Source organism: Pseudomonas sp. 67(2021) (genome assembly GCF_017491835.1).
Lineage (GTDB): Bacteria > Pseudomonadota > Gammaproteobacteria > Pseudomonadales > Pseudomonadaceae > Aquipseudomonas > Aquipseudomonas atacamensis.
This window is the reverse complement of sequence record NZ_JAFGYL010000004.1, coordinates 236,704-258,041: the sequence shown is the minus strand read 5'-3', so window position 1 is coordinate 258,041 and position 21,338 is coordinate 236,704. Positions and strand designations below refer to the sequence as shown.

Annotated in this window: 16 protein-coding genes; 15 read left to right on the top strand and 1 reads right to left on the bottom strand. The window is 61.6% G+C overall.

Translation table 11 applies throughout. The annotated features are described in order from the left end of the window. On the bottom strand, nt 1-1,359 hold a 1,359-nt coding region (locus J5M66_RS08210), incomplete at its 3' end, for a formimidoylglutamate deiminase (RefSeq protein ID WP_207817485.1). 146 nt (nt 1,360-1,505) lie between these two features. Here J5M66_RS08210 and hutC point away from each other — a divergent pair. From hutC to mdoH, 15 genes are all read left to right on the top strand, one after another. Next, nucleotides 1,506-2,216, top strand: a complete 711-nt coding sequence (gene hutC, locus J5M66_RS08205) for a histidine utilization repressor (protein WP_162803449.1) — start codon at nt 1,506-1,508, stop codon at nt 2,214-2,216. Then, nucleotides 2,213-2,785, top strand: coding sequence for a HutD family protein (locus J5M66_RS08200; RefSeq protein WP_207807666.1), 573 nt, complete (start codon nt 2,213-2,215; stop codon nt 2,783-2,785). Before hutC ends, J5M66_RS08200 begins: the two co-directional genes overlap by 4 nt. A 475-nt stretch (nt 2,786-3,260) precedes the next feature. Continuing rightward, complete coding sequence (hutU, locus tag J5M66_RS08195; protein WP_110602115.1) at nt 3,261-4,949, top strand: urocanate hydratase; 1,689 nt, start codon at nt 3,261-3,263, stop codon at nt 4,947-4,949. Between the two features lie 148 nt (nt 4,950-5,097). Further along, nucleotides 5,098-6,570 carry a cytosine permease gene (locus tag J5M66_RS08190; RefSeq protein ID WP_207807667.1) on the top strand — a complete coding sequence of 491 codons (1,473 nt, stop codon included), beginning with the start codon at nt 5,098-5,100 and terminating at the stop codon, nt 6,568-6,570. A gap of 71 nt (nt 6,571-6,641) precedes the next feature. Continuing rightward, a complete protein-coding gene (locus tag J5M66_RS08185; RefSeq protein WP_123444029.1) occupies nt 6,642-7,610 on the top strand; it encodes an ABC transporter substrate-binding protein in 969 nt (322 codons plus the stop codon). A gap of 68 nt (nt 7,611-7,678) precedes the next feature. Next, the gene (locus J5M66_RS08180; RefSeq protein ID WP_016772087.1) at nt 7,679-8,530 is read left to right on the top strand and encodes a proline/glycine betaine ABC transporter permease; all 852 of its coding nucleotides are present in this window, start codon (nt 7,679-7,681) and stop codon (nt 8,528-8,530) included. Continuing rightward, nucleotides 8,527-9,357, top strand: a complete 831-nt coding sequence (locus tag J5M66_RS08175; RefSeq protein ID WP_016772086.1) for a glycine betaine/L-proline ABC transporter ATP-binding protein — start codon at nt 8,527-8,529, stop codon at nt 9,355-9,357. The genes J5M66_RS08180 and J5M66_RS08175 overlap by 4 nt, the downstream gene beginning before the upstream one ends. A gap of 184 nt (nt 9,358-9,541) precedes the next feature. Next, the gene (gene hutH / locus J5M66_RS08170) at nt 9,542-11,065 is read left to right on the top strand and encodes a histidine ammonia-lyase (protein WP_123444028.1); all 1,524 of its coding nucleotides are present in this window, start codon (nt 9,542-9,544) and stop codon (nt 11,063-11,065) included. 116 nt (nt 11,066-11,181) lie between these two features. Next, nucleotides 11,182-12,714: a histidine ammonia-lyase gene (gene hutH, locus J5M66_RS08165; RefSeq protein ID WP_207807668.1), complete on the top strand. Its 1,533-nt coding sequence runs from the start codon at nt 11,182-11,184 to the stop codon at nt 12,712-12,714. 131 nt (nt 12,715-12,845) lie between these two features. Continuing rightward, nucleotides 12,846-14,051, top strand: a complete 1,206-nt coding sequence (gene hutI / locus J5M66_RS08160; RefSeq protein WP_207807669.1) for an imidazolonepropionase — start codon at nt 12,846-12,848, stop codon at nt 14,049-14,051. Between the two features lie 10 nt (nt 14,052-14,061). Next, the gene (gene hutG, locus J5M66_RS08155; RefSeq protein ID WP_207807670.1) at nt 14,062-14,865 is read left to right on the top strand and encodes an N-formylglutamate deformylase; all 804 of its coding nucleotides are present in this window, start codon (nt 14,062-14,064) and stop codon (nt 14,863-14,865) included. A 243-nt stretch (nt 14,866-15,108) separates the two neighbouring features. Continuing rightward, complete coding sequence (gene pip, locus J5M66_RS08150) at nt 15,109-16,080, top strand: prolyl aminopeptidase (protein WP_073471584.1); 972 nt, start codon at nt 15,109-15,111, stop codon at nt 16,078-16,080. Continuing rightward, a complete protein-coding gene (dtd, locus tag J5M66_RS08145; RefSeq protein WP_122601419.1) occupies nt 16,077-16,514 on the top strand; it encodes a D-aminoacyl-tRNA deacylase in 438 nt (145 codons plus the stop codon). Before pip ends, dtd begins: the two co-directional genes overlap by 4 nt. A 462-nt stretch (nt 16,515-16,976) precedes the next feature. After that, nucleotides 16,977-18,758: a glucan biosynthesis protein G gene (locus tag J5M66_RS08140; RefSeq protein ID WP_162098724.1), complete on the top strand. Its 1,782-nt coding sequence runs from the start codon at nt 16,977-16,979 to the stop codon at nt 18,756-18,758. After that, nucleotides 18,751-21,321: a glucans biosynthesis glucosyltransferase MdoH gene (gene mdoH, locus J5M66_RS08135; protein WP_024011251.1), complete on the top strand. Its 2,571-nt coding sequence runs from the start codon at nt 18,751-18,753 to the stop codon at nt 21,319-21,321. The genes J5M66_RS08140 and mdoH overlap by 8 nt, the downstream gene beginning before the upstream one ends. Nucleotides 21,322-21,338 lie beyond the last annotated feature (17 nt).

Sequence of the window (21,338 nt, the reverse complement as noted above, 5' to 3'; positions counted from 1 at the left end):
GAAAAGATCGCGCAGGACCCGGGTGAAGGCTCGGGCGCTGTGCTCTTCGCCGGCATGCCGGCCATCGCGCACCACCCACTGACCATTGACCAGCACATCGCGCACCTGGCGATCGCCGCCGGCGAACAACCAGCGGTTCAGAATCCCGTCGCCATTGGCCGTCGCTAGATACGGATCGTTGCCATCCAGGACAATCCAGTCCGCGCGCTTGCCCACTTCCAACGCGCCGATCGGCTGACCCAGCGCCTGCGCGCCGCCGTCCAGCGCCGCGTCATACAGGGTGCGACCGACCATCGGCTGTTGCGCGCCATACAAGCGATTGCGCCGCTGATCGCGCAGACGCTGACCATATTCCAGCCAGCGCAATTCCTCCACCACGCTGAGCGAGACATGGCTGTCGGAACCGATACCCATGCGCCCGCCCTGTGCGAGGAAATCCACCGCCGGGAAAATCCCGTCACCCAGATTCGCTTCAGTGGTCAGGCACAGCCCGGCGATCGCGCGACTGTTGGCCATCAGCGTGACTTCATCCGGGTTGGCGTGGGTGGCGTGGACCAGACACCAGCGCTGATCGACTTCAGCGTTCTCGTAGAGCCATTGCAACGGACGGCGACCGCTCCAGCTCAGGCAATCTTCGACTTCTTTCTGCTGCTCGGCGATGTGGATGTGCACCGGGCATTGTTTGTCACTGGCCGCCAACACTTCGCTGATCTGCTGCGGCGTCACCGCACGCAATGAGTGGAAACACAGGCCCAGCGATTGCGCCTTCTGCTGCGCCAGTAATGGCTGCAACCGCGCTTGCAGATTCAGATAGTTTTCAGTGCTGTTGATAAAGCGACGCTGGCCATCGTTAGGCGTCTGCCCGCCGAAACCGGAATGACTGTAGAGCACTGGCAGCAGGGTCAGGCCGATACCGCTTTCGCTGGCGGCCTGGCTGATGCGCAACGCCAGTTCCGCCGGATCGGCGTACGGCTGGCCGTTGCTGTCGTGGTGCACGTAGTGAAATTCGGCGACCGAGGTGTAACCGGCCTTGAGCATTTCTATGTACAGCTGACGGGCGATGATGCCGAGCTGATCGGGGCTGATTTTTCCGACGAGGCGGTACATCAGATCGCGCCAGGTCCAGAAACTGTCGTTGGGGTTGCCGGCCACTTCGGCCAATCCAGCCATGGCGCGCTGGAAGGCGTGAGAGTGCAGGTTGGGCATTCCCGGCAGCAACGGCCCGCGCAGGCGTTCGGCGCCGTCTGCGCTGGAATCGGCCTGGATTCGGATCAACAGGCCATCGGCGCTGACCTCGAGACGTACATTGTTAGCCCATCCCTCAGGCAGCAGTGCGCGTTCGGCAAAGAAGGCGGACATCGTTCGGCACCCCATCGTGTGTAATTTGTATATACATATACAGACGTTTGCCTGCCCGGTAAACTCCGGCAAGCTAGTCACTTTCATCCAATGAACAGGGATCAACCGTGCCGACTCCGCCTCCAGTTTCTCCGTTGGCCGCGAACATGGGCGACAGTCCGGCGCCTTTGTACGCCCGCGTCAAACAGATGATCACCCAGCAGATCGACAGCGGTAACTGGCCGCCGCACTACCGCGTGCCGTCCGAAAGCGAACTGGTCAGCCAGCTCGGCTTCAGCCGCATGACCATCAACCGCGCCCTGCGCGAGATGACCGCCGACGGCCTGTTGGTGCGCATGCAAGGCGTGGGCACGTTTGTCGCCGAACCGAAGAGCCAGTCTGCGCTGTTCGAAGTGCACAACATCGCCGACGAAATCGCCTCGCGCGGCCATCGCCACACCTGCCAGGTCATCACCCTCGAAGAAGAGGCCGCCGGTTCCGAACGCGCGCTGGCGCTGGACATGCGCGAAGGCCAGAAAGTCTTCCACTCGCTGATCGTGCATTACGAAAACGACATTCCGGTGCAAATCGAAGACCGTTTCGTCAACGCCTTGGTCGCGCCGGAATACCTCAAGCAGGATTTCACCCTGCAAACGCCCTATGCCTATCTCAATCAGGTCGCGCCGCTGACCGAGGGCGAGCACGTGGTCGAAGCGATTCTTGCCGAGCCGTCGGAGTGCAAATTGCTGCAGATTGAAAAGGGCGAGCCGTGCCTGCTGATTCGCCGGCGAACCTGGTCGGGGCGTCAACCGGTGACGGCGGCGCGTTTGATCCACCCCGGTTCCCGCCATCGTCTGGAAGGGCGCTTTCATAAATGAATTATCAAGTGAAGGTTCTACGCGCTGAAGGCTACCCGCGCATGCCGTGGAAAAACGGCGGCGGCAGCACCGAGGAAATCACCCGCGATGCTGGCGCTGGCCTGGACGGTTTCGGCTGGCGTCTGTCGATTGCCGACATCACCGAATCGGGCGGTTTCTCGACATTCGCCGGTTACCAGCGAGTCATCACCGTGTTGCAGGGCGACGGCATGACCTTGTGCGTCGACGGTGACGATACCCGGCCATTGTTACCCCTGGACCCGTTTGCTTTCAGCGGCGAAAGCCAAGTGTCCTGCACCTTGCTCGGCGGTGCGATTCGCGACTTCAATCTGATCTACGCGCCGCAACGTTACAGCGCGCGATTGCAGTGGCTGGACGGCGAGCAGCGGTTCTTCAGCTCGGCATCGACGGTGCTGGTGTTCAGTGTCAGTAAGTGGATGGACGTGCGTGTTGGCGACGGCGTTTCGCAGCTCGGTCGGCATGATTGTCTGCAACTGGACGGTAACAGTGGGCTGGTCGAAGTCTCCACCAACGCCGCATGCTGCGTGATCGAAATCCTCCAGAACTGAACACACCCTGTGGCGAGGGGATTTATCCCCGCTGGGTCGCGAAGCGGCCCCATTCCTGATTAAAAAAAGCGGTCTGCTGCGCAGCTCAGCGCGGATAAATCCCCTCGCCACCAAAGCCATCCCCACTCTTGTTTCCCTCCACGCACCAACTTGTTACCGAACGCCCCAGCGTGGCGCAAAACCACGCTCACTTGGCCCAGCCGCATCTCCTCAGAATCTCCGCCCGGAAAATTTCATCCACGCCAGAACCCTCGATTCAGGCGCTCTCCAGCCATGCCCGTGATTTTTCCTGAACACTCCTCCAACAAGTTGGCCGCTCGATTGCATATGCTTGTATGTACAAGTAAAGACGTATGCGTATGAGTCGGTCGAGACTCTCCGCAGCGTCCACTGATTCGCTTGTCGCGCAGCACAGCGCGCAGGCTGCTGCCCACTGCCAGGGTTGGTTTGAATTGATCGCTGAGGAGTCTTTTTCGTGACTGACAATACCCAGAACAGCAACAAGTTTCGTGACGTGCAGATCCGCGCCGCACGCGGTAACACGCTGACCGCCAAAAGCTGGCTGACTGAAGCGCCGCTGCGCATGCTGATGAACAACCTCGACCCGGAAGTCGCCGAGAACCCGAAAGAATTGGTGGTCTACGGTGGCATCGGTCGCGCCGCGCGCAACTGGGAGTGCTACGACAAGATCGTCGAGAGCCTGACCAACCTGAACGACGACGAAACCCTGCTGGTGCAATCGGGCAAGCCGGTCGGCGTATTCAAGACTCATAGCAACGCGCCGCGCGTGCTGATCGCCAACTCCAACCTGGTGCCGCACTGGGCGAGCTGGGAACACTTTAACGAACTCGACGCCAAAGGCCTGGCCATGTACGGCCAGATGACCGCCGGCAGCTGGATCTACATCGGCAGCCAGGGCATCGTTCAGGGCACCTACGAAACCTTCGTTGAAGCCGGGCGCCAGCATTACAACGCTGACCTGAAGGGTCGCTGGGTGTTGACCGCCGGCCTCGGTGGCATGGGCGGCGCGCAACCGCTGGCCGCCACCCTGGCCGGCGCCTGCTCGCTGAACATCGAATGCCAGCAGGTCAGCATCGATTTCCGCCTGAAAAGCCGTTACGTCGATGAGCAAGCCAAAGACCTCGACGACGCTCTGGCGCGCATCGACAAATACACCAAAGAAGGCAAAGCGATTTCCATCGCCCTGCTCGGCAACGCGGCGGAAATCCTGCCGGAGCTGGTCAAGCGCGGCGTGCGCCCGGACATGGTCACCGACCAGACCAGCGCCCACGATCCGCTCAACGGCTACCTGCCGGCTGGCTGGAGCTGGGACGAATACCGCGCCCGCGCCAAGACCGAACCAGCCGCTGTGATCAAAGCCGCCAAGCAGTCGATGGCGGTGCATGTGAAAGCCATGCTGGAGTTCCAGAAGCAGGGCATTCCGACCTTCGACTACGGCAACAACATCCGTCAGATGGCTCAGGAAGAAGGCGTCGAAAACGCTTTCGATTTCCCGGGCTTCGTGCCGGCCTACATCCGTCCGCTCTTTTGCCGTGGCATTGGCCCGTTCCGTTGGGCGGCGCTGTCGGGTGATCCACAGGACATCTACAAAACCGACGCCAAGGTCAAAGAGCTGATCCCCGACGACGCGCATTTGCACAACTGGCTGGACATGGCCCGCGAGCGCATCAGCTTCCAAGGTCTGCCGGCGCGTATCTGCTGGGTCGGTCTGGGCCAGCGCGCCAAGCTCGGTCTGGCCTTCAACGAAATGGTCCGTAGCGGTGAGCTGTCGGCCCCGGTGGTGATCGGTCGCGACCACCTCGACTCCGGCTCGGTGGCCAGCCCCAACCGCGAAACCGAATCGATGCAGGACGGCTCCGACGCCGTCTCCGATTGGCCGCTGCTCAACGCCCTGCTGAACACCGCGAGTGGCGCGACCTGGGTGTCTTTGCACCACGGCGGCGGTGTCGGCATGGGCTTCTCGCAGCATTCAGGGATGGTGATCGTCTGCGACGGTAGCGACGAAGCCGCCGAGCGCATCGCTCGCGTGCTGCACAACGACCCGGCTACCGGCGTCATGCGCCATGCCGATGCCGGTTACCAGATCGCCATCGACTGCGCGAAAGAGCAGGGGCTGAATCTGCCGATGATCACTGGCGGGTAACACGCTCTGGTTTATGTGGGAGCGAGCCTGCTCGCGAAGGCGTCGTGTCAGTCGCTACTGCTGTGACTGATACACCCGATTCGCGAGCAGGCTCGCTCCCACAGAGGAATTTCAGTGAACCCGAATAGCAATCCACAGAGGTTGAATCATGGCGGTTAACAACGAACGTGCAGGCAGTACCCCGTTGATCGAAAGGCGTTCGATCGACTACATCCCGGAAGCGGAAAGACACGGTCGTCTGTTCAGCCAGTTCACCCTGTGGATGGGCGCCAACCTGCAGATCACCGCGATCGTCACCGGGGCCTTGGCGGTGGTGCTTGGCGGTGATGTGTTCTGGTCGTTGATCGGTCTTTTGATCGGCCAACTGCTCGGCGGTGGTGTGATGGCGCTGCATGCCGCGCAGGGACCGAAACTGGGCTTGCCGCAGATGATCTCCAGCCGTGTGCAATTCGGCGTTTATGGCGCAGCGATTCCGATCGTGCTGGTGTGCCTGATGTACCTGGGTTTCACCGCCACCGGGACAGTGCTCTCCGGGCAGGCGGTGGGGCAGTTGTTCGGTGTCAGCGACAGTGTTGGCATCCTGATTTTCGCCAGTGTCATCGTGCTGGTCACAGTGCTCGGCTATCGGGTGATCCACTGGATCGGCCGCGTCGCCAGCGTGATTGGCGTGATCGCTTTTGTGTTCCTTTTCTGGCGGCTGATGAGCCAGACCGACGTCGGCGCACTTCTGCAGATACGTCATTTCAGCTGGAGCAGTTTCCTCCTGGCGGTGTCGCTGGCGGCGTCCTGGCAGATCGCTTTCGGCCCGTATGTAGCGGACTACTCGCGTTACCTGCCGAGCGCCACTTCATCGGTGAAAACCTTTTTCGCCGCCGGTGCCGGCTCGGTGATCGGCGCCCAAGTGGCGATGATCCTCGGCGTGTTTGCCGCCGCTTCGGCCAACGGTCAATTCGCTGGCCATGAAGTCGCCTACATCGTCGGCCTCGGCGGTACCGGCGCCACTGCCGCGCTGCTGTATTTCAGCATCGCGTTCGGCAAGGTGACCATTTCGACGCTGAACTCCTACGGCAGCTTCATGTGCATCGCCACCATCATCAGTGGCTTCAAAGGGCACCTGACGGTTACTCGCATGCAGCGGCTGATCTTCGTGCTGTTCATCGTCGGCGCGGCGACGCTGATTGCCCTGCTCGGGCAGCACTCGTTCCTCGGTGCGTTCAAGTCGTTCATCCTGTTTCTGCTCGCCTTCTTCACCCCGTGGAGCGCGATCAATCTGGTCGACTACTACTGCATCACCCGCGAGCGTTACGACGTGCCGGCGCTGGCCGATCCGAACGGCCGCTACGGCCGCTGGAACCTGCTCGGTATCAGCGTCTATGTGTTCGGCGTGCTGGTGCAGCTGCCATTCATCTCGACCAAGTTCTACACCGGGCCGCTGGTGGCCGCCCTCGGTGATGTGGACATTTCCTGGATCATCGGCCTGGTTCTCCCGGCCGCCGTCTATTACTTCTGCGCAAAGAAATGGCACAGCGCAGTGCCCGATCGCCTGATTCTGCCGGTCGAGCAGAACAGCACCCAACAAGCAAAAACGAGCGGGGCCGGTCGCGCTGCGGCGCAGGCCTGATCTGGACGTGGACCAGGCTGGATGCCTCTTGAACTGCCGTAAGCCCATTCATGATTAGGAGCGTCACGACAATGAAATCGAACAAGACCCTGCTGACCACATTGCTGTCCATGGGCCTGTTGGCCAGTGCCGGTGCGACGCAAGCCGCCGGCTGGTGCGAATCGGGCAAACCGGTGAAATTCGCCGGGCTGAACTGGGAGAGCGGCATGCTCCTGACCGACGTGCTGCAAGTGGTGCTGGAGAAAGGTTACGGCTGCAAGACCGACAGCCTGCCGGGCAATTCCATCACCATGGAAAACGCCCTGAGCAGTAACGATATTCAAGTGTTCGCCGAAGAGTGGGTCGGCCGCAGCGAGGTCTGGAACAAGGCCGAGAAGGCCGGCAAGGTCATCGGTGTCGGCGCACCGGTGGTGGGCGCGGTCGAAGGCTGGTACGTGCCGCGTTACGTGATCGAAGGCGACGCCAAGCGCAAGCTCGAGGCGAAAGCCCCGGACCTGAAAAACATCGCTGACCTGGGCAAGTATTCCGCCGTGTTCAAGGACGCCGAAGAGCCGTCCAAGGGCCGCTTCTACAACTGCCCGGCCGGCTGGACCTGCGAGCTCGACAACAGCGAAATGCTCAAGAGCTACGGCCTGGAAAACAGCTACACCAACTTCCGCCCAGGCACAGGACCTGCGCTGGATGCGGCAGTGCTGTCGAGCTACAAGCGTGGCGAGCCGATCCTTTTCTACTACTGGTCGCCAACGCCGCTGATGGGGCAGATCGACGCGGTCAGGCTTGAAGACCAGGCGCAGGGCAACAAGACCATTAGCATCAAGGTCGGCCTGTCGAAAACCTTCCACGACGAAGCTCCGGAACTGGTCGCCGTGCTGGAGAAAGTCAACCTGCCGATCGATCTGCTTAATCAGAACCTCGGGCGCATGGCCAAGGAACGTATCGAGTCGGCAAAACTGGCGAAAATCTTCCTCAAGGAACATCCTGAAGTCTGGCACGCATGGGTGAGCGACGACGCAGCCAAGAAAATCGACGCGGCCTTGTAGGTCAGGTTTCCCGGCTGCCAGCACGGCAGCCGGACGCTTGATCGCAACCCCTTGATTGAGAGTCCCTTATGTTTCCCGAAAGCTTTACCTTTTCCATCGCCGACTGGGTCAACGGTTGGGTCGATTCGCTGGTGACCAACTACGGCGACGTGTTCCGGCATATCTCCGACACGCTGCTGTGGGCCATTGTCAGCCTCGAAGGTTTGCTGCGTGCGGCGCCGTGGTGGTTGATGCTGGCAATCGTCGGTGTCATCGCCTGGCACGCCACGCGCAAAGTGGTGACCACCGCCGTGATTGTCGGCTTGCTGTTTCTGGTGGGTGCGGTTGGCCTGTGGGACAAGCTCATGCAAACCCTCGCACTGATGATGGTCGCGACGATCATTTCGGTGCTGATCGGCATCCCGCTGGGGATTCTCTCGGCGCGCAGCAATCGCCTGCGTTCGGTGTTGATGCCGCTGCTCGACATCATGCAGACCATGCCGAGTTTCGTTTACCTGATTCCGGTGCTGATGCTGTTCGGCCTGGGCAAGGTGCCGGCGATTTTCGCCACGGTGATCTACGCCGCGCCACCGCTGATCCGTCTGACTGATCTGGGTATTCGCCAGGTCGACGGCGAAGTCATGGAGGCGATCAACGCCTTCGGCGCCAACCGCTGGCAGCAACTGTTCGGCGTGCAACTGCCGCTGGCCCTGCCGAGCATCATGGCCGGGATCAACCAGACCACGATGATGGCCCTGTCGATGGTGGTGATCGCCTCGATGATCGGCGCCCGTGGCCTCGGTGAAGACGTACTGGTGGGGATTCAGACCCTCAACGTCGGCCGTGGTCTCGAAGCCGGGCTGGCGATCGTGATTCTCGCGGTGGTCATCGACCGCATCACTCAAGCGTACGGCCGGCCACGCCACGAGGTGAGCAAATGAGCAACGCAAGCGTGAGCAAGATCGAAGTGCGCAACGTCTTCAAGATTTTCGGCAACCGCGCCAAGGACGCGCTGGCCATGGTCGGCCAGGGCAAGAGCAAGGATCAGGTGCTCAACGAAACCGGTTGCGTGGTCGGCGTGAACGACTTGTCGCTGAGCATCGGCACCGGCGAAATCTTTGTGATCATGGGCCTGTCCGGTTCCGGCAAATCCACCCTGGTACGGCACTTCAATCGCCTGATCGACCCCACCAGCGGGGCGATTCTGGTCGATGGCGAGGACATCCTGCAGTACGACATGGACGCCCTGCGCGAATTTCGTCGACACAAGATCAGCATGGTGTTCCAGAGCTTTGGCCTGCTGCCGCACAAGACCGTGCTCGATAACGTCGCCTACGGTTTGAAAGTCCGTGGCGAAAGCAAGCAGGTCTGCGCCGAACGCGCGCTGCACTGGATCAACACCGTCGGCCTCAAAGGCTACGAAAACAAATACCCGCACCAGCTCTCCGGCGGCATGCGTCAGCGCGTCGGCCTCGCCCGTGCGTTGGCGGCGGACACCGACATCATCCTCATGGACGAAGCGTTCAGTGCGCTGGACCCGCTGATCCGCGCCGAGATGCAGGACCAGTTGCTGGAACTGCAAAAGACCCTGCACAAAACCATCGTCTTCATCACCCACGACCTCGACGAAGCCGTGCGCATCGGCAATCGCATCGCGATTCTCAAGGATGGCCGGTTGATCCAGGTGGGTACGCCAAGAGAGATCCTGCACTCGCCGGCCGACGAGTATGTCGACCGGTTCGTGCAGCGGCGGGCGGCGGTGGTCTGAAACTGAGTGGCCGTTGTGGTGAGGGGATTTATCCCCGTTCGGCTGCGAAGCAGTCGTAAAACCGGCCACTGCGGTCTGTCTGACGGATTTGCGGGCATGGTTTGGGGCGGCTTCGCCACCCAACGGGGATAAATCCCCTCACCACAGGGTTACCGGCATCAACAGAATTGGTATGAGGTTTTAGATGTCCCAGGCTGAAAAAATCGTTATCACAGGCAGCCCTATGCGTTGGCAGGACGTGGTCGCTGTCGCCCGTCACGGTGCGCCGCTGGATCTGTCTAGCGACACTTGGGCGCGCATCGACAACGCTCAGGCCATCGTTCAGCGCATCGTCGCCAGCGGCGAGCGCGCCTATGGTGTCAACACCGGTCTGGGCGGTTTGTCGAACGTCTCGCTGCAGGACGAACAGCTCAGCCAACTCTCGCGCAACACCTTGCTCAGCCATGCCTGCGGTGTCGGCCCGGTGCTTAGCGACGAGCAGACCCGCGCAATCATCTGCGCTGCCGTTCACAACTACAGCCACGGCAAGTCCGGCCTGCATCGGCGTGTGGTCGAGGGGCTGCTGGCGCTGCTCAATCGCGGCATCACCCCGCAGGTGCCGTCGCAGGGTTCGGTGGGTTACCTGACGCACATGGCGCACATCGGCATCGCGTTGCTCGGCGTTGGCAATGTCAGCTATCGCGGGCGGATCATTTCGGCGCAACAGGCGCTGGCCGAGGAGGGTCTGCAACCTGTGCAGCTCGGCGCGAAGGATGGCTTGTGTCTGGTCAACGGCACGCCGTGCATGACCGGCCTCAGTTGCCTGGCGATTGCCGACGCTACGCGGCTGCTGCAATGGGCCGATGTCATTGGTGCGATGAGTTTCGAAGCCCAGCGCGGCCAGGTCGATGCCTTCGATGCCGAGATCATTGCGCTCAAGCCGCATCCGGGCATGCAGCAGGTCGGCAACAACCTGCGCGCCTTGCTCGATGGCAGCGAAGTGATCGCCGCGAGCAAAGGCATTCGCACTCAGGATGCGCTGAGCATTCGTTCGATCCCGCAGGTTCACGGCGCCGCCCGTGATCAACTGGAGCATGCGATCAAACAGGTCGAAGCCGAACTCAACGGCTGCACCGACAACCCGTTACTGCTGGGCACGCCGGACAATTTCCGGGTGATGTCGCAGGCCAACCCGCACGGTCAATCCGTGGCGATGGCGGCGGATCTGCTGGCGATTGCCATGGCCGAAATCGGCTCGATTGCCGAGCGCCGTCTCGACCGTTTGGTCAATCCGCACGTCAGCGGTCTGCCGGCGTTTCTGGTGGCCAATCCCGGGGTCAACTCGGGGATGATGATCGTGCAATACGTCGCCGCATCGCTGTGTGCGGAAAACCGTCAATTGGCGCAACCGGCGGTGCTCGACAACTACATCACCTCGGGCCTGCAGGAAGATCACCTGAGCATGGGCACCAACGCCGCGCTGAAGCTGCACCGCGCGCTGGAAAACTGCACGCAGATCCTCGCAATTGAATACCTGCTGGCGGCGCAGGCGTTTGAATTCCTCAAGAAACAGCGCTTTGGCGTGGGCACCGACCGCGCGTGGAAACTGCTGCGCGCAACGGTCCCGGCCTACGATCAGGACCGCTGGCTGGCGCCGGATATCGCTGCCGCTGCGACCGTGTTGAAAAACCCGAATCTGCCGCACAACGTTCTTCCGAATTTGCACTGACAACTACCCATACCAGCGTGCCAAGGCGTGGATCGTTCACAAGACGAGAAGCGACGGATAACGGAATGCTCCGGAGCGACTGGTAGTTAATAACAATGCCTAACAGGAGCATTTTAATGACTGCGCTGAACCTGATCCCCGGCCAACTGAGCCTGGCCCAACTGCGTGACGTCTACCAGCATCCGGTCACACTGACTCTCGACAACAGCGCCAGCGCGCAGATCGAGGCCAGCGTCGCCTGTGTCGAGCAGATCCTCGCCGAGAACCGCACCGCCTATGGCATCAACACCGGTTTCGGGCTGCTGGCCTCGACGCGCATCGCCAGCGAAGACCTGGAGAACCTGCAGCGTTCGCTGGTGCTCTCGCACGCGGCCGGGGTCGGCCAGCCGATCAGCGATGACCTTGTACGACTGATCATGGTGCTCAAGGTCAACAGCCTCAGCCGGGGTTTTTCCGGGATCCGTCGGCAGGTGATCGATGCGCTGATCGCGCTGATCAATGCCGAGGTCTATCCGCACATTCCGCTGAAAGGTTCGGTCGGTGCGTCGGGCGATCTGGCGCCGTTGGCGCACATGTCGCTGGTGCTGCTGGGCGAGGGCAAGGCGCGCTACAAGGGCGAATGGCTTGAAGCCACCGAAGTGCTGAAAGTCGCCGGCCTGGCGCCGCTGACTTTAGCGGCTAAAGAAGGTCTGGCGCTGCTCAACGGTACTCAGGTTTCCACAGCCTTTGCGCTGCGCGGTTTATTCGAAGGCGAAGACCTGTTTGCCGGTGCCCTGGCGCTGGGCAGTCTTACTGTTGAAGCCGTGCTCGGTTCGCGCTCGCCGTTCGACGCGCGCATTCACGCCGCACGTGGGCAGAAAGGTCAGATCGACGCCGCTGCGGCTTATCGCGATCTGCTCGGTGAGCGCAGCGAAGTCTCCGCCTCGCACCAGAATTGCGACAAGGTCCAGGACCCGTACTCGCTGCGCTGCCAGCCGCAAGTCATGGGCGCCTGCCTGACCCAGTTCCGTCAGGCCGCTGAAGTGCTGGCAGTGGAAGCCAACGCGGTTTCCGACAACCCTTTGGTATTCGCCGCTGAAGGCGACGTGATTTCCGGCGGCAACTTCCACGCCGAACCAGTGGCTATGGCCGCTGACAACATGGCCCTGGCCATCGCTGAAATCGGCTCGCTGAGCGAGCGGCGCATCTCGCTGATGATGGACAAGCACATGTCGCAACTGCCGCCGTTCCTGGTGGCCAATGGCGGGGTGAACTCCGGTTTCATGATCGCCCAGGTCACCGCTGCGGCGTTGGCCAGCGAAAACAAGGCGTTGTCCCATCCACATTCGGTGGACAGCCTGCCGACCTCGGCCAACCAGGAAGACCACGTGTCGATGGCTCCGGCCGCCGGCAAGCGGCTGTGGGAAATGGCTGAGAACACTCGCGGCATTCTCGCCGTGGAATGGCTGGCGGCAGTGCAGGGCCTGGATCTGCGCAACGGCTTGAAGACCTCGCCGAAGCTGGAACAGGCGCGGGCGATTTTGCGCAAGGAAGTGCCGTTCTATGAGAAGGACCGCTTCTTTGCGCCGGACATCAATGCTGCGACGCAATTGCTGGCGTCGCGGTGCTTGACCGAGCTGGTGCCGGCGAAGCTTTTGCCGAGCCTTTAACCCTACCCACTGATCGTTCCCACGCTCTGCGTGGGAATGCCTCAAGGGACGCTCCGCGTCCAGTGACGCGGAGCGTCACGGGCTGCATTCCCACGCAGAGCGTGGGAACGATCACTATAAGAGGAACCGGGATGAAAACCCTCTGGCAACACTGCCACGTCGCAACCATGGCCAACGGCGCCTATTCGATCATCGAGGATGCCGCGATCGTTACATCCGGCACGCTGATCGAGTGGATCGGCCTGCGCACTCAATTGCCGTCCGGCGAATACCCGGCGGTCAATGATTTGCAGGGTGCGTGGGTCACCCCCGGTCTGATCGACTGCCACACCCACACCGTGTTCGGCGGCAACCGCAGCGGCGAGTTCGAGCAGCGTCTGCAAGGCGTCAGCTATGCCGAGATCGCCGCGCAGGGCGGCGGCATCGCCAGCACCGTGCGCGCCACTCGCGAAGCCACTGAGGACGAGCTGTTCGCCAGCGCCGCCAAACGCCTGAAAAGCCTGATGCGCGACGGCGTGACCACGGTGGAAATGAAATCCGGCTACGGTCTCGATCTGGCCAACGAGCGCAAGCTGCTGCGGGTCATCCGGCGCTTGGCCGAAGAGCTGCCGATCAGCGTGCGCAGCACTTGCCTGGCGGCGCACGCGTTGCCGCCGGAGTACAAGGATCGCGCCGACGAATACATCGATCTGGTCTGCGAGCAGATGCTCCCGGCCCTTGCCGCCGAAGGTCTGGTCGATGCCGTGGATGCGTTCTGCGAATACCTGGCGTTCTCGCCGGAGCAGGTCGAGCGGGTGTTCGTCGCCGCGCAACAACTCGGTCTGCCGGTAAAGCTGCACGCCGAACAGTTGTCGTCGCTGCACGGCTCCAGCCTCGCCGCGCGCTACAAAGCGTTGTCCGCCGATCATCTGGAATTCATGGACGAGGACGATGCCATCGCCATGGCCGCCGCCGACACCGTCGCCGTGCTGCTACCGGGCGCGTTCTACTTCCTGCGCGAAACCCAATTGCCGCCGATGGACGCGCTGCGCAAACACAAGGTGAAAATCGCCATCGCCAGCGACCTCAACCCCGGCACCTCGCCGGCGCTGTCGTTGCGTCTGATGCTGAACATGGCCTGCACCTGTTTCCGCATGACCCCGGAAGAAGCTCTGGCCGGGGCGACCATCCATGCCGCGCAGGCGCTGGGCATGGCGCAGACCCATGGCTCGCTGGAGGTCGGCAAGGTCGCCGATTTCGTGGCGTGGGACATCGAGCGTCCGGCGGATCTGGCCTATTGGCTCGGTGGCGATCTGGACAAGCGCGTCGTGCGTCACGGCGTCGAATCGAATTTCTAGGAGGGCGGTTGTGGACAAGGTTCTGAATTTCAAACAAGGCCGCGTACCGCTGCTGATCAGCATGCCCCACGCCGGCGTGCGTCTGACCCCGGCTGTCGAAGCCGGGTTGATCCCCGCCGCGAAAAGTTTGCCGGACACCGATTGGCATATCCCGCAGCTCTACGATTTTGCCGAGGAACTGGGCGCGAGTACCCTGGCGGCTGAGTATTCGCGCTTCGTCATCGACCTCAACCGGCCGTCCGACGACAAGCCGTTGTATGCCGGGGCGACCACCGGGTTGTATCCGGCGACGTTGTTCGACGGCATTCCGTTGTTTGAGGAGGGGCAGGAGCCGTCGAAAGAGGAGCGCGCGATTTACCTGGAGCAGATCTGGACGCCGTATCACCGCACCTTGCAGGAGGAACTGGCGCGATTGAAAGCCGAATTCGGCTACGCGCTGTTGTTCGATGCGCACTCGATCCGCTCGATCATCCCGCACCTGTTCGACGGCAAACTGCCAGACTTCAACCTCGGCACCTTCAATGGCGCCAGTTGTGATCCGCAATTGGCCAGTCAACTGGAAGCGATCTGCGCGCAGCACGAGCAGTTCACCCATGTGCTCAACGGTCGCTTCAAGGGCGGACACATCACCCGCCAGTACGGCGACCCGGCGCAGAACATCCATGCCGTGCAGCTGGAACTGTGCCAGTCCACCTACATGGAAGAGTTCGAACCGTTCCGCTACCGCGCCGACCTCGCCGAACCGACGCGGGTGGTGCTCAGGGAATTGCTGCAGGGACTGCTCGCTTGGGGTGAAAAACACCACAACGCCTGATGCACCCCTGTCGGAGCTGCCGAAGGCTGCGATCTTTGATCGTTCCCACGCTCTGCGTGGGAATGCAGCCCGTGACGCTCCGCGTCACTGGACGCGGAGCGTCCCAAGAGGCGTTCCCACGCCGAGCGTGGGAACGATCAGGCCCCGGAGCATGCTCATTGACGCAAATCGGGTTTATGATGCCCAACGGCAGAATAATACGAGTCCCCCCAGGGATGACCTCGACCCCTTACGGAGCGCGCAATGCAGACTTTGTTTCCGCAGATCAAACCCCACGCCCGGCACGATCTGGCTGTCGATGACACCCATACGCTGTACGTCGATGAAAGCGGCTCGCCGGAGGGTTTACCGGTGGTGTTCATCCACGGTGGCCCCGGCGCCGGCTGTGACGCCCAGAGCCGACGCTATTTCGATCCGAATCTGTATCGCATTGTCACCTTCGACCAGCGCGGCTGCGGTCGCTCGACGCCGCACGCGAGCCTGGAAAACAACACCACCTGGGATCTGGTCGAAGACCTTGAGCGCATCCGCAAACACCTGGGCATTGAAAAATGGGTGCTGTTCGGCGGCTCCTGGGGTTCGACCCTGGCGCTGGCCTACGCGCAAACTCACCCGGAGCGGGTCCATGGTCTGATTCTGCGCGGGATCTTTCTCTGCCGTCCGCAGGAAATCGAATGGTTCTATCAAGCCGGCGCCAGCCGTCTGTTCCCCGATTACTGGCAGGACTACATCGCGCCGATCCCGCTGGACGAGCGCGACGACCTGCTCAACGCTTTCCACAAACGCCTGACCGGCAACGATCAGATCGCCCAGATGCATGCGGCGAAGGCGTGGTCGACCTGGGAAGGGCGCACCGCGACCCTGCGCCCGAATCCGCTGGTGGTCGATCGTTTCTCCGAGCCGCAACGCGCGCTGTCGATCGCGCGGATCGAATGCCACTACTTCACCAACAATGCCTTCCTTGAGCCGAACCAGTTGATCCGCGACATGGGCAAGATCGCTCATCTGCCCGGCGTGATCATTCACGGTCGCTACGACGTGATCTGCCCGCTCGACAACGCCTGGGAATTGCACCAGGCCTGGCCGAACAGCGAATTGCAGGTGATCCGCGACGCCGGCCACGCCGCGTCCGAGCCGGGCATCACCGATGCGCTGGTGCGCGCCGCGAGCAAAATGGCCCAGCGCCTGCTCGACCTGCCGCTCGAAGAAGCATGAAGGCGCTGTTACAACGCGTACGCGGTGCGCGGGTAGAGGTCGCCGGCGAGGTTGTCGGCGCGGTCGATCAGGGTTTGCTGGTGCTGGTGGCGGTAGAACCCGACGACACGCGTACCAGCGCCGACAAACTTCTGCATAAGCTGCTTAACTATCGGGTATTCAGTGACGCCGAGGGCAAGATGAATCTGTCCCTGGCGGATGTGGGTGGCGGGTTGCTGCTGGTCTCTCAGTTCACCCTCGCCGCCGACACCAAAAGCGGTCTGCGTCCGAGCTTTTCCACGGCCGCACCGCCGGCGCTGGGTGAAGAATTGTTCGACTATTTATTGAGTCAGGCGAAACAGGTGCATGGCACTGTGGCATCAGGTAGATTCGGCGCCGATATGCAGGTGCACCTGGTCAACGATGGCCCGGTAACCTTCCTGTTACAGACCTGACAGTGCCTGAAACATGTTTTTCGGCAATTTCGACTGTTTTTAGGCTGTTTTCGCGATAAATACTTTGTTACCCCTGATGCGTTGTCATCCGGGCTACTAGATAATCGCGCGCTGCGGGGATCGACATTCGTTGATCCGTTTTGACTTAGGTAGAGACTTGTCTGGATCCGATTGGGGAATCATTTTGCCCCGGCGGAGTCGGAACAATGCTCGCCAACCTGGCATGAGCGGTCTGTACGGCCATTTTTGTCAGCATTATTTCGAGGGCCATGAAGCCAGAGGCAAGGCGCTGGGACGACTCATAGCTCGCTATGGGGAGGAGCAGCAACGCAGTATCTGGCTTCATGGAACCGAAATAAGCTGACTAAAAATGGCCACACAGACGGCTTGCTGGCCGTTGGTTTATTGATCTGTTTTCGGCGAGGGTTGCTCGTGATTGTTAGTCCCTGTAATGCAGCAAAAATGTCTGCCAAACGCATGCGAAGTGCTCTGGTAGCGGGTTCGGCGCTCCTGTGCCTGCTCAGCGCCGGTCAGCTTTGGGCGTTCAATCTTGACGACGTATCGGCCAAGGCCAAAGAGCTGGCCGGGCAGAAGTTCGAAGCCCCGCGCAGCAACCTGCCGAACGAATTCCGCGAAATGAAGTTCGCGGACTACCAGAAGATCCGCTTCCTCACCGAAAAGGCTGAGTGGGCCGATCAGAAGACGCCGTTCAAGCTCTCCTTCTATCACCAGGGTATGCACTTCGATACACCGGTGAAAATCAACGAAATCACCACCAATACCGTCTCGGAGATCAAATACGATCCGAGCCGCTTCGATTTCGGCGATCTGAAATTCGATCCGAAAGCCACCGAACAACTTGGCTATGCCGGTTTCCGTGTGCTGTACCCGATCAACAAGGCCGACAAGCAAGACGAGATCATGACCATGCTCGGCGCGAGTTACTTCCGCGTCGTTGGCAAGGGCCATACCTACGGTCTGTCGGCCCGTGGTCTGGCGATCGATACTGCGCTGCCGTCGGGTGAAGAGTTCCCGCGTTTCCGCGAGTTCTGGATTCAGCAGCCCAAGCCGGGCGACAAGCACCTGGTGATCTTCGCTCTGCTCGACTCGCCGCGTGCCACTGGTGCCTACCGCCTGATCCTGCGTCCGGGCAGCGACACCATCGTCGACGTCAAGGCGCAGATGTTCCTGCGTGACAAGGTTGGCAAACTGGGTATCGCGCCGCTGACCAGCATGTTCCTGTTCGGCGCCAACCAGCCGTCGAAAGTGCTCAACTACCGTCGTGAACTGCACGACTCCAGCGGTCTGTCGATCCATGCCGGCAACGGCGAGTGGATCTGGCGCCCACTGAACAACCCGAAACATCTGGCCGTGAGCAACTTCAGCGTCGAGAATCCGCGTGGTTTCGGTCTGCTGCAGCGTGGCCGTGACTTCAGCCACTACGAAGACCTCGACGACCGCTACGACAAGCGCCCGAGTGCCTGGATCGAGCCGAAGGGCGAGTGGGGCAAGGGTACTGTCGATCTGGTAGAGATTCCGACCGCTGACGAAACCAACGACAACATCGTTGCGTTCTGGAGCCCGGAAAAAATGCCGGAGCCAGGCCAGCCGCTGGACTTCGCCTACCGCATGCACTGGACCATGGACGAAGCAGCACTCCACGCGCCGGACAGCGCCTGGGTGGCACAGACCCTGCGTTCGACCGGTGACGTCAAGCAATCGAACCTGATCCGTCAGCCCGATGGCAGCGTCGCCTATCTGGTCGACTTCGAAGGTCCATCTCTGGCGGCCTTGACGCCGGATGCCGACGTGCGCAGTCAGGTCAGCGTCGGTGACAACGCCGAACTGGTCGAGAACAGCGTGCGCTACAACCCGGAAACCAAGGGCTGGCGTTTGACCCTGCGGATGAAGATCAAGGATCCGAGCAAGGCAACCGAGATGCGCGCTGCTCTGGTTCAGCCGGTGGTCACCGCGGATCTGGGCAAATCGGTGCCGGCGTCCAATTCGTCGGTCGCCAAGGCTGACAAGGTTGCCGCCAAGCAACAGGAAAAACTCGACAAGGAAGCCAAGGCCGCCGAAGCCAAACAGGCTGAAGCCAAGCCTGCAGCCGACGCCAAGGACAAGGCCAACAAAGACGCCAAGCAGCCAGTCGCTGCCGACGCGGCCCCAGCCACACCGGAATCGGCGCCGACTGAAGAAGTCCTGACCGAGACCTGGAGCTATCAGTTGCCTGCCGATGAGTAATTCACCAGTACAGCCAGAGACTCTGTCCGAGTATCTGGCGCATCTGCCGATGACCGACGAGCAACGCGCGGAACTCGCGGGTTGCCAGTCCTTCAGCGAGCTGCATGAACGCCTGTCGTCCTCGACCTTCGACGCCCCTGCCGAAGCCGCCCAGGCTTCGGTGGGCAAGCGTCTGACCCTGAGCACTGCCGAAGAACTGGCTGAAGCGGAAATGCTGATGCTCGACGCCAGTGGTCGGGTCAGCCTCAAGGCGACCCCGCCGATCCGCCGCACCAAGGTCGTGCCGGAGCCATGGCGCACCAATATTCTGGTGCGTGGCTGGCGCCGTCTGACCGGTCGCACCAACCCGCCGCAGCCGCCGAAGGACGCCAATGTCCTGCCGGCCGCGCGCTGGCGCACCGTCGGTTCGATCCGCCGCTACATTCTGTTGCTGCTGATGCTCGGTCAGACCATCGTTGCCGGCTGGTACATGAAAGGCATCATGCCGTACCAGGGCTGGTCGTTCGTCGATCTGGAAGAAGTCCTGCATCAGCCGCTGCTGCAAACTGCCACGCAAGTGCTGCCGTATGCGCTGCAAACCAGCATCCTGATTCTGTTCGGGATTCTGTTCTGCTGGGTCTCGGCCGGTTTCTGGACCGCGCTGATGGGCTTCCTCGAGTTGCTAACCGGCCACGACAAATACCGTATCTCCGGGAAAAGCGCTGGTAACGAGCCGATTCCCAAAGATGCGCGTACTGCGCTGGTAATGCCGATCTGCAACGAAGACGTGCCGCGCGTATTCGCCGGTCTGCGTGCGACGTTCGAATCGGTAGCGGCCACCGGTGATCTGGATCGCTTCGACTTTTTCGTCCTCAGCGACAGTAACGACACCGATATCTGCGTCGCCGAGCAACAGGCCTGGCTGGATGTCTGCCGCGAGGCCAAGGGCTTCGGCAAGATCTTCTATCGCCGTCGCCGCCGTCGTGTGAAGCGCAAGAGCGGCAACCTCGACGACTTCTGCCGTCGTTGGGGCGGTGACTACAAGTACATGGTCGTGCTCGACGCCGACTCGGTGATGAGCGGCGAGTGCCTGACCAGTCTGGTGCGCCTGATGGAAGCCACGCCGGACGCCGGGATCATCCAGACCGCGCCACGTGCGTCGGGCATGGATACCCTGTATGCGCGGATGCAGCAGTTCGCCACCCGCGTGTACGGCCCGCTGTTTACCGCCGGTCTGCACTTCTGGCAGTTGGGTGAATCCCACTACTGGGGTCACAACGCGATCATCCGCATGAAGCCGTTCATCGACCACTGCGCCCTGGCGCCGTTGCCGGGCAAGGGCGCGTTCTCCGGTGCGATCCTGTCCCACGACTTCGTTGAAGCTGCGCTGATGCGCCGTGCCGGCTGGGGCGTGTGGATTGCCTACGACCTGCCGGGCAGTTACGAAGAGTTGCCGCCGAACCTGCTCGACGAACTTAAGCGTGACCGTCGCTGGTGTCACGGTAACCTGATGAACTTCCGCCTGTTCCTGGTCAAGGGCATGCACCCGGTGCACCGCGCGGTGTTCCTCACCGGCGTGATGTCTTACCTGTCGGCGCCGTTGTGGTTCTTCTTCCTGGTGTTGTCGACCGCGCTGCTGGCGGTGAACACGCTGATGGAGCCGCAATACTTCCTCGAACCGCGTCAGCTCTATCCGCTGTGGCCACAATGGCACCCGGACAAGGCCATCGCGCTGTTCTCGACGACCATCGTGCTGCTGTTCCTGCCGAAGCTGTTGAGCATCATCCTGATCTGGGCCAAGGGCGCGAAAGAGTTCGGCGGCAAGTTCAAGGTGACCCTGTCGATGCTGCTGGAGATGCTGTTCTCCATGCTGCTGGCGCCGGTGCGGATGATTTTCCACACCCGCTTCGTCCTCGCCGCGTTCCTCGGCTGGGCGGCGACCTGGAACTCGCCGCAGCGTGACGACGACTCGACGCCGTGGAGCGAAGCGGTCAAGCGCCACGGTCCGCAGACGTTGCTGGGCTTCTTGTGGGCGCTGCTGGTGATCTGGCTGAACCCGAGCTTCCTCTGGTGGCTGGTGCCGATCGTCGGTTCGCTGATGCTGTCGATCCCGGTATCGGTGATCTCCAGCCGTGTCGGCCTGGGCCTGAAGACCCGTGACGAGAGCCTGTTCCTCATCCCTGAGGAATACAATCCGCCACAGGCGCTGCTGGCAACCGATCAGTACACCCACGAGAACCGCTATCACGCGCTCAACGACGGCTTCGTCCGCGCCGTGGTCGATCCTCAGCAGAACGCCCTGGCGTGCTCGCTGGCGACCTCGCGTCACGGCCAGGCCGAGCCGATCGAGTGGCTGCGTCAGGAACGCGTGCGTCACGCGATCAAGGTCGGCCCGGCCGGGCTGAACAACCATGATCGTCTGCAACTGCTTAGCGACCCTGTCGCACTGGCACGCCTGCACGAGCAGGTCTGGGCCGAAGGTCACGCTGAGTGGCTGGACGCCTGGCGCGCTTCGGTGAAAGCCGATCCGCATGCGCCGTTGCTGCCGCTGCGACCGGTGAGCCTGCAGGCTCAGCCGGCCTGATAAAAAAAACCCGCTGA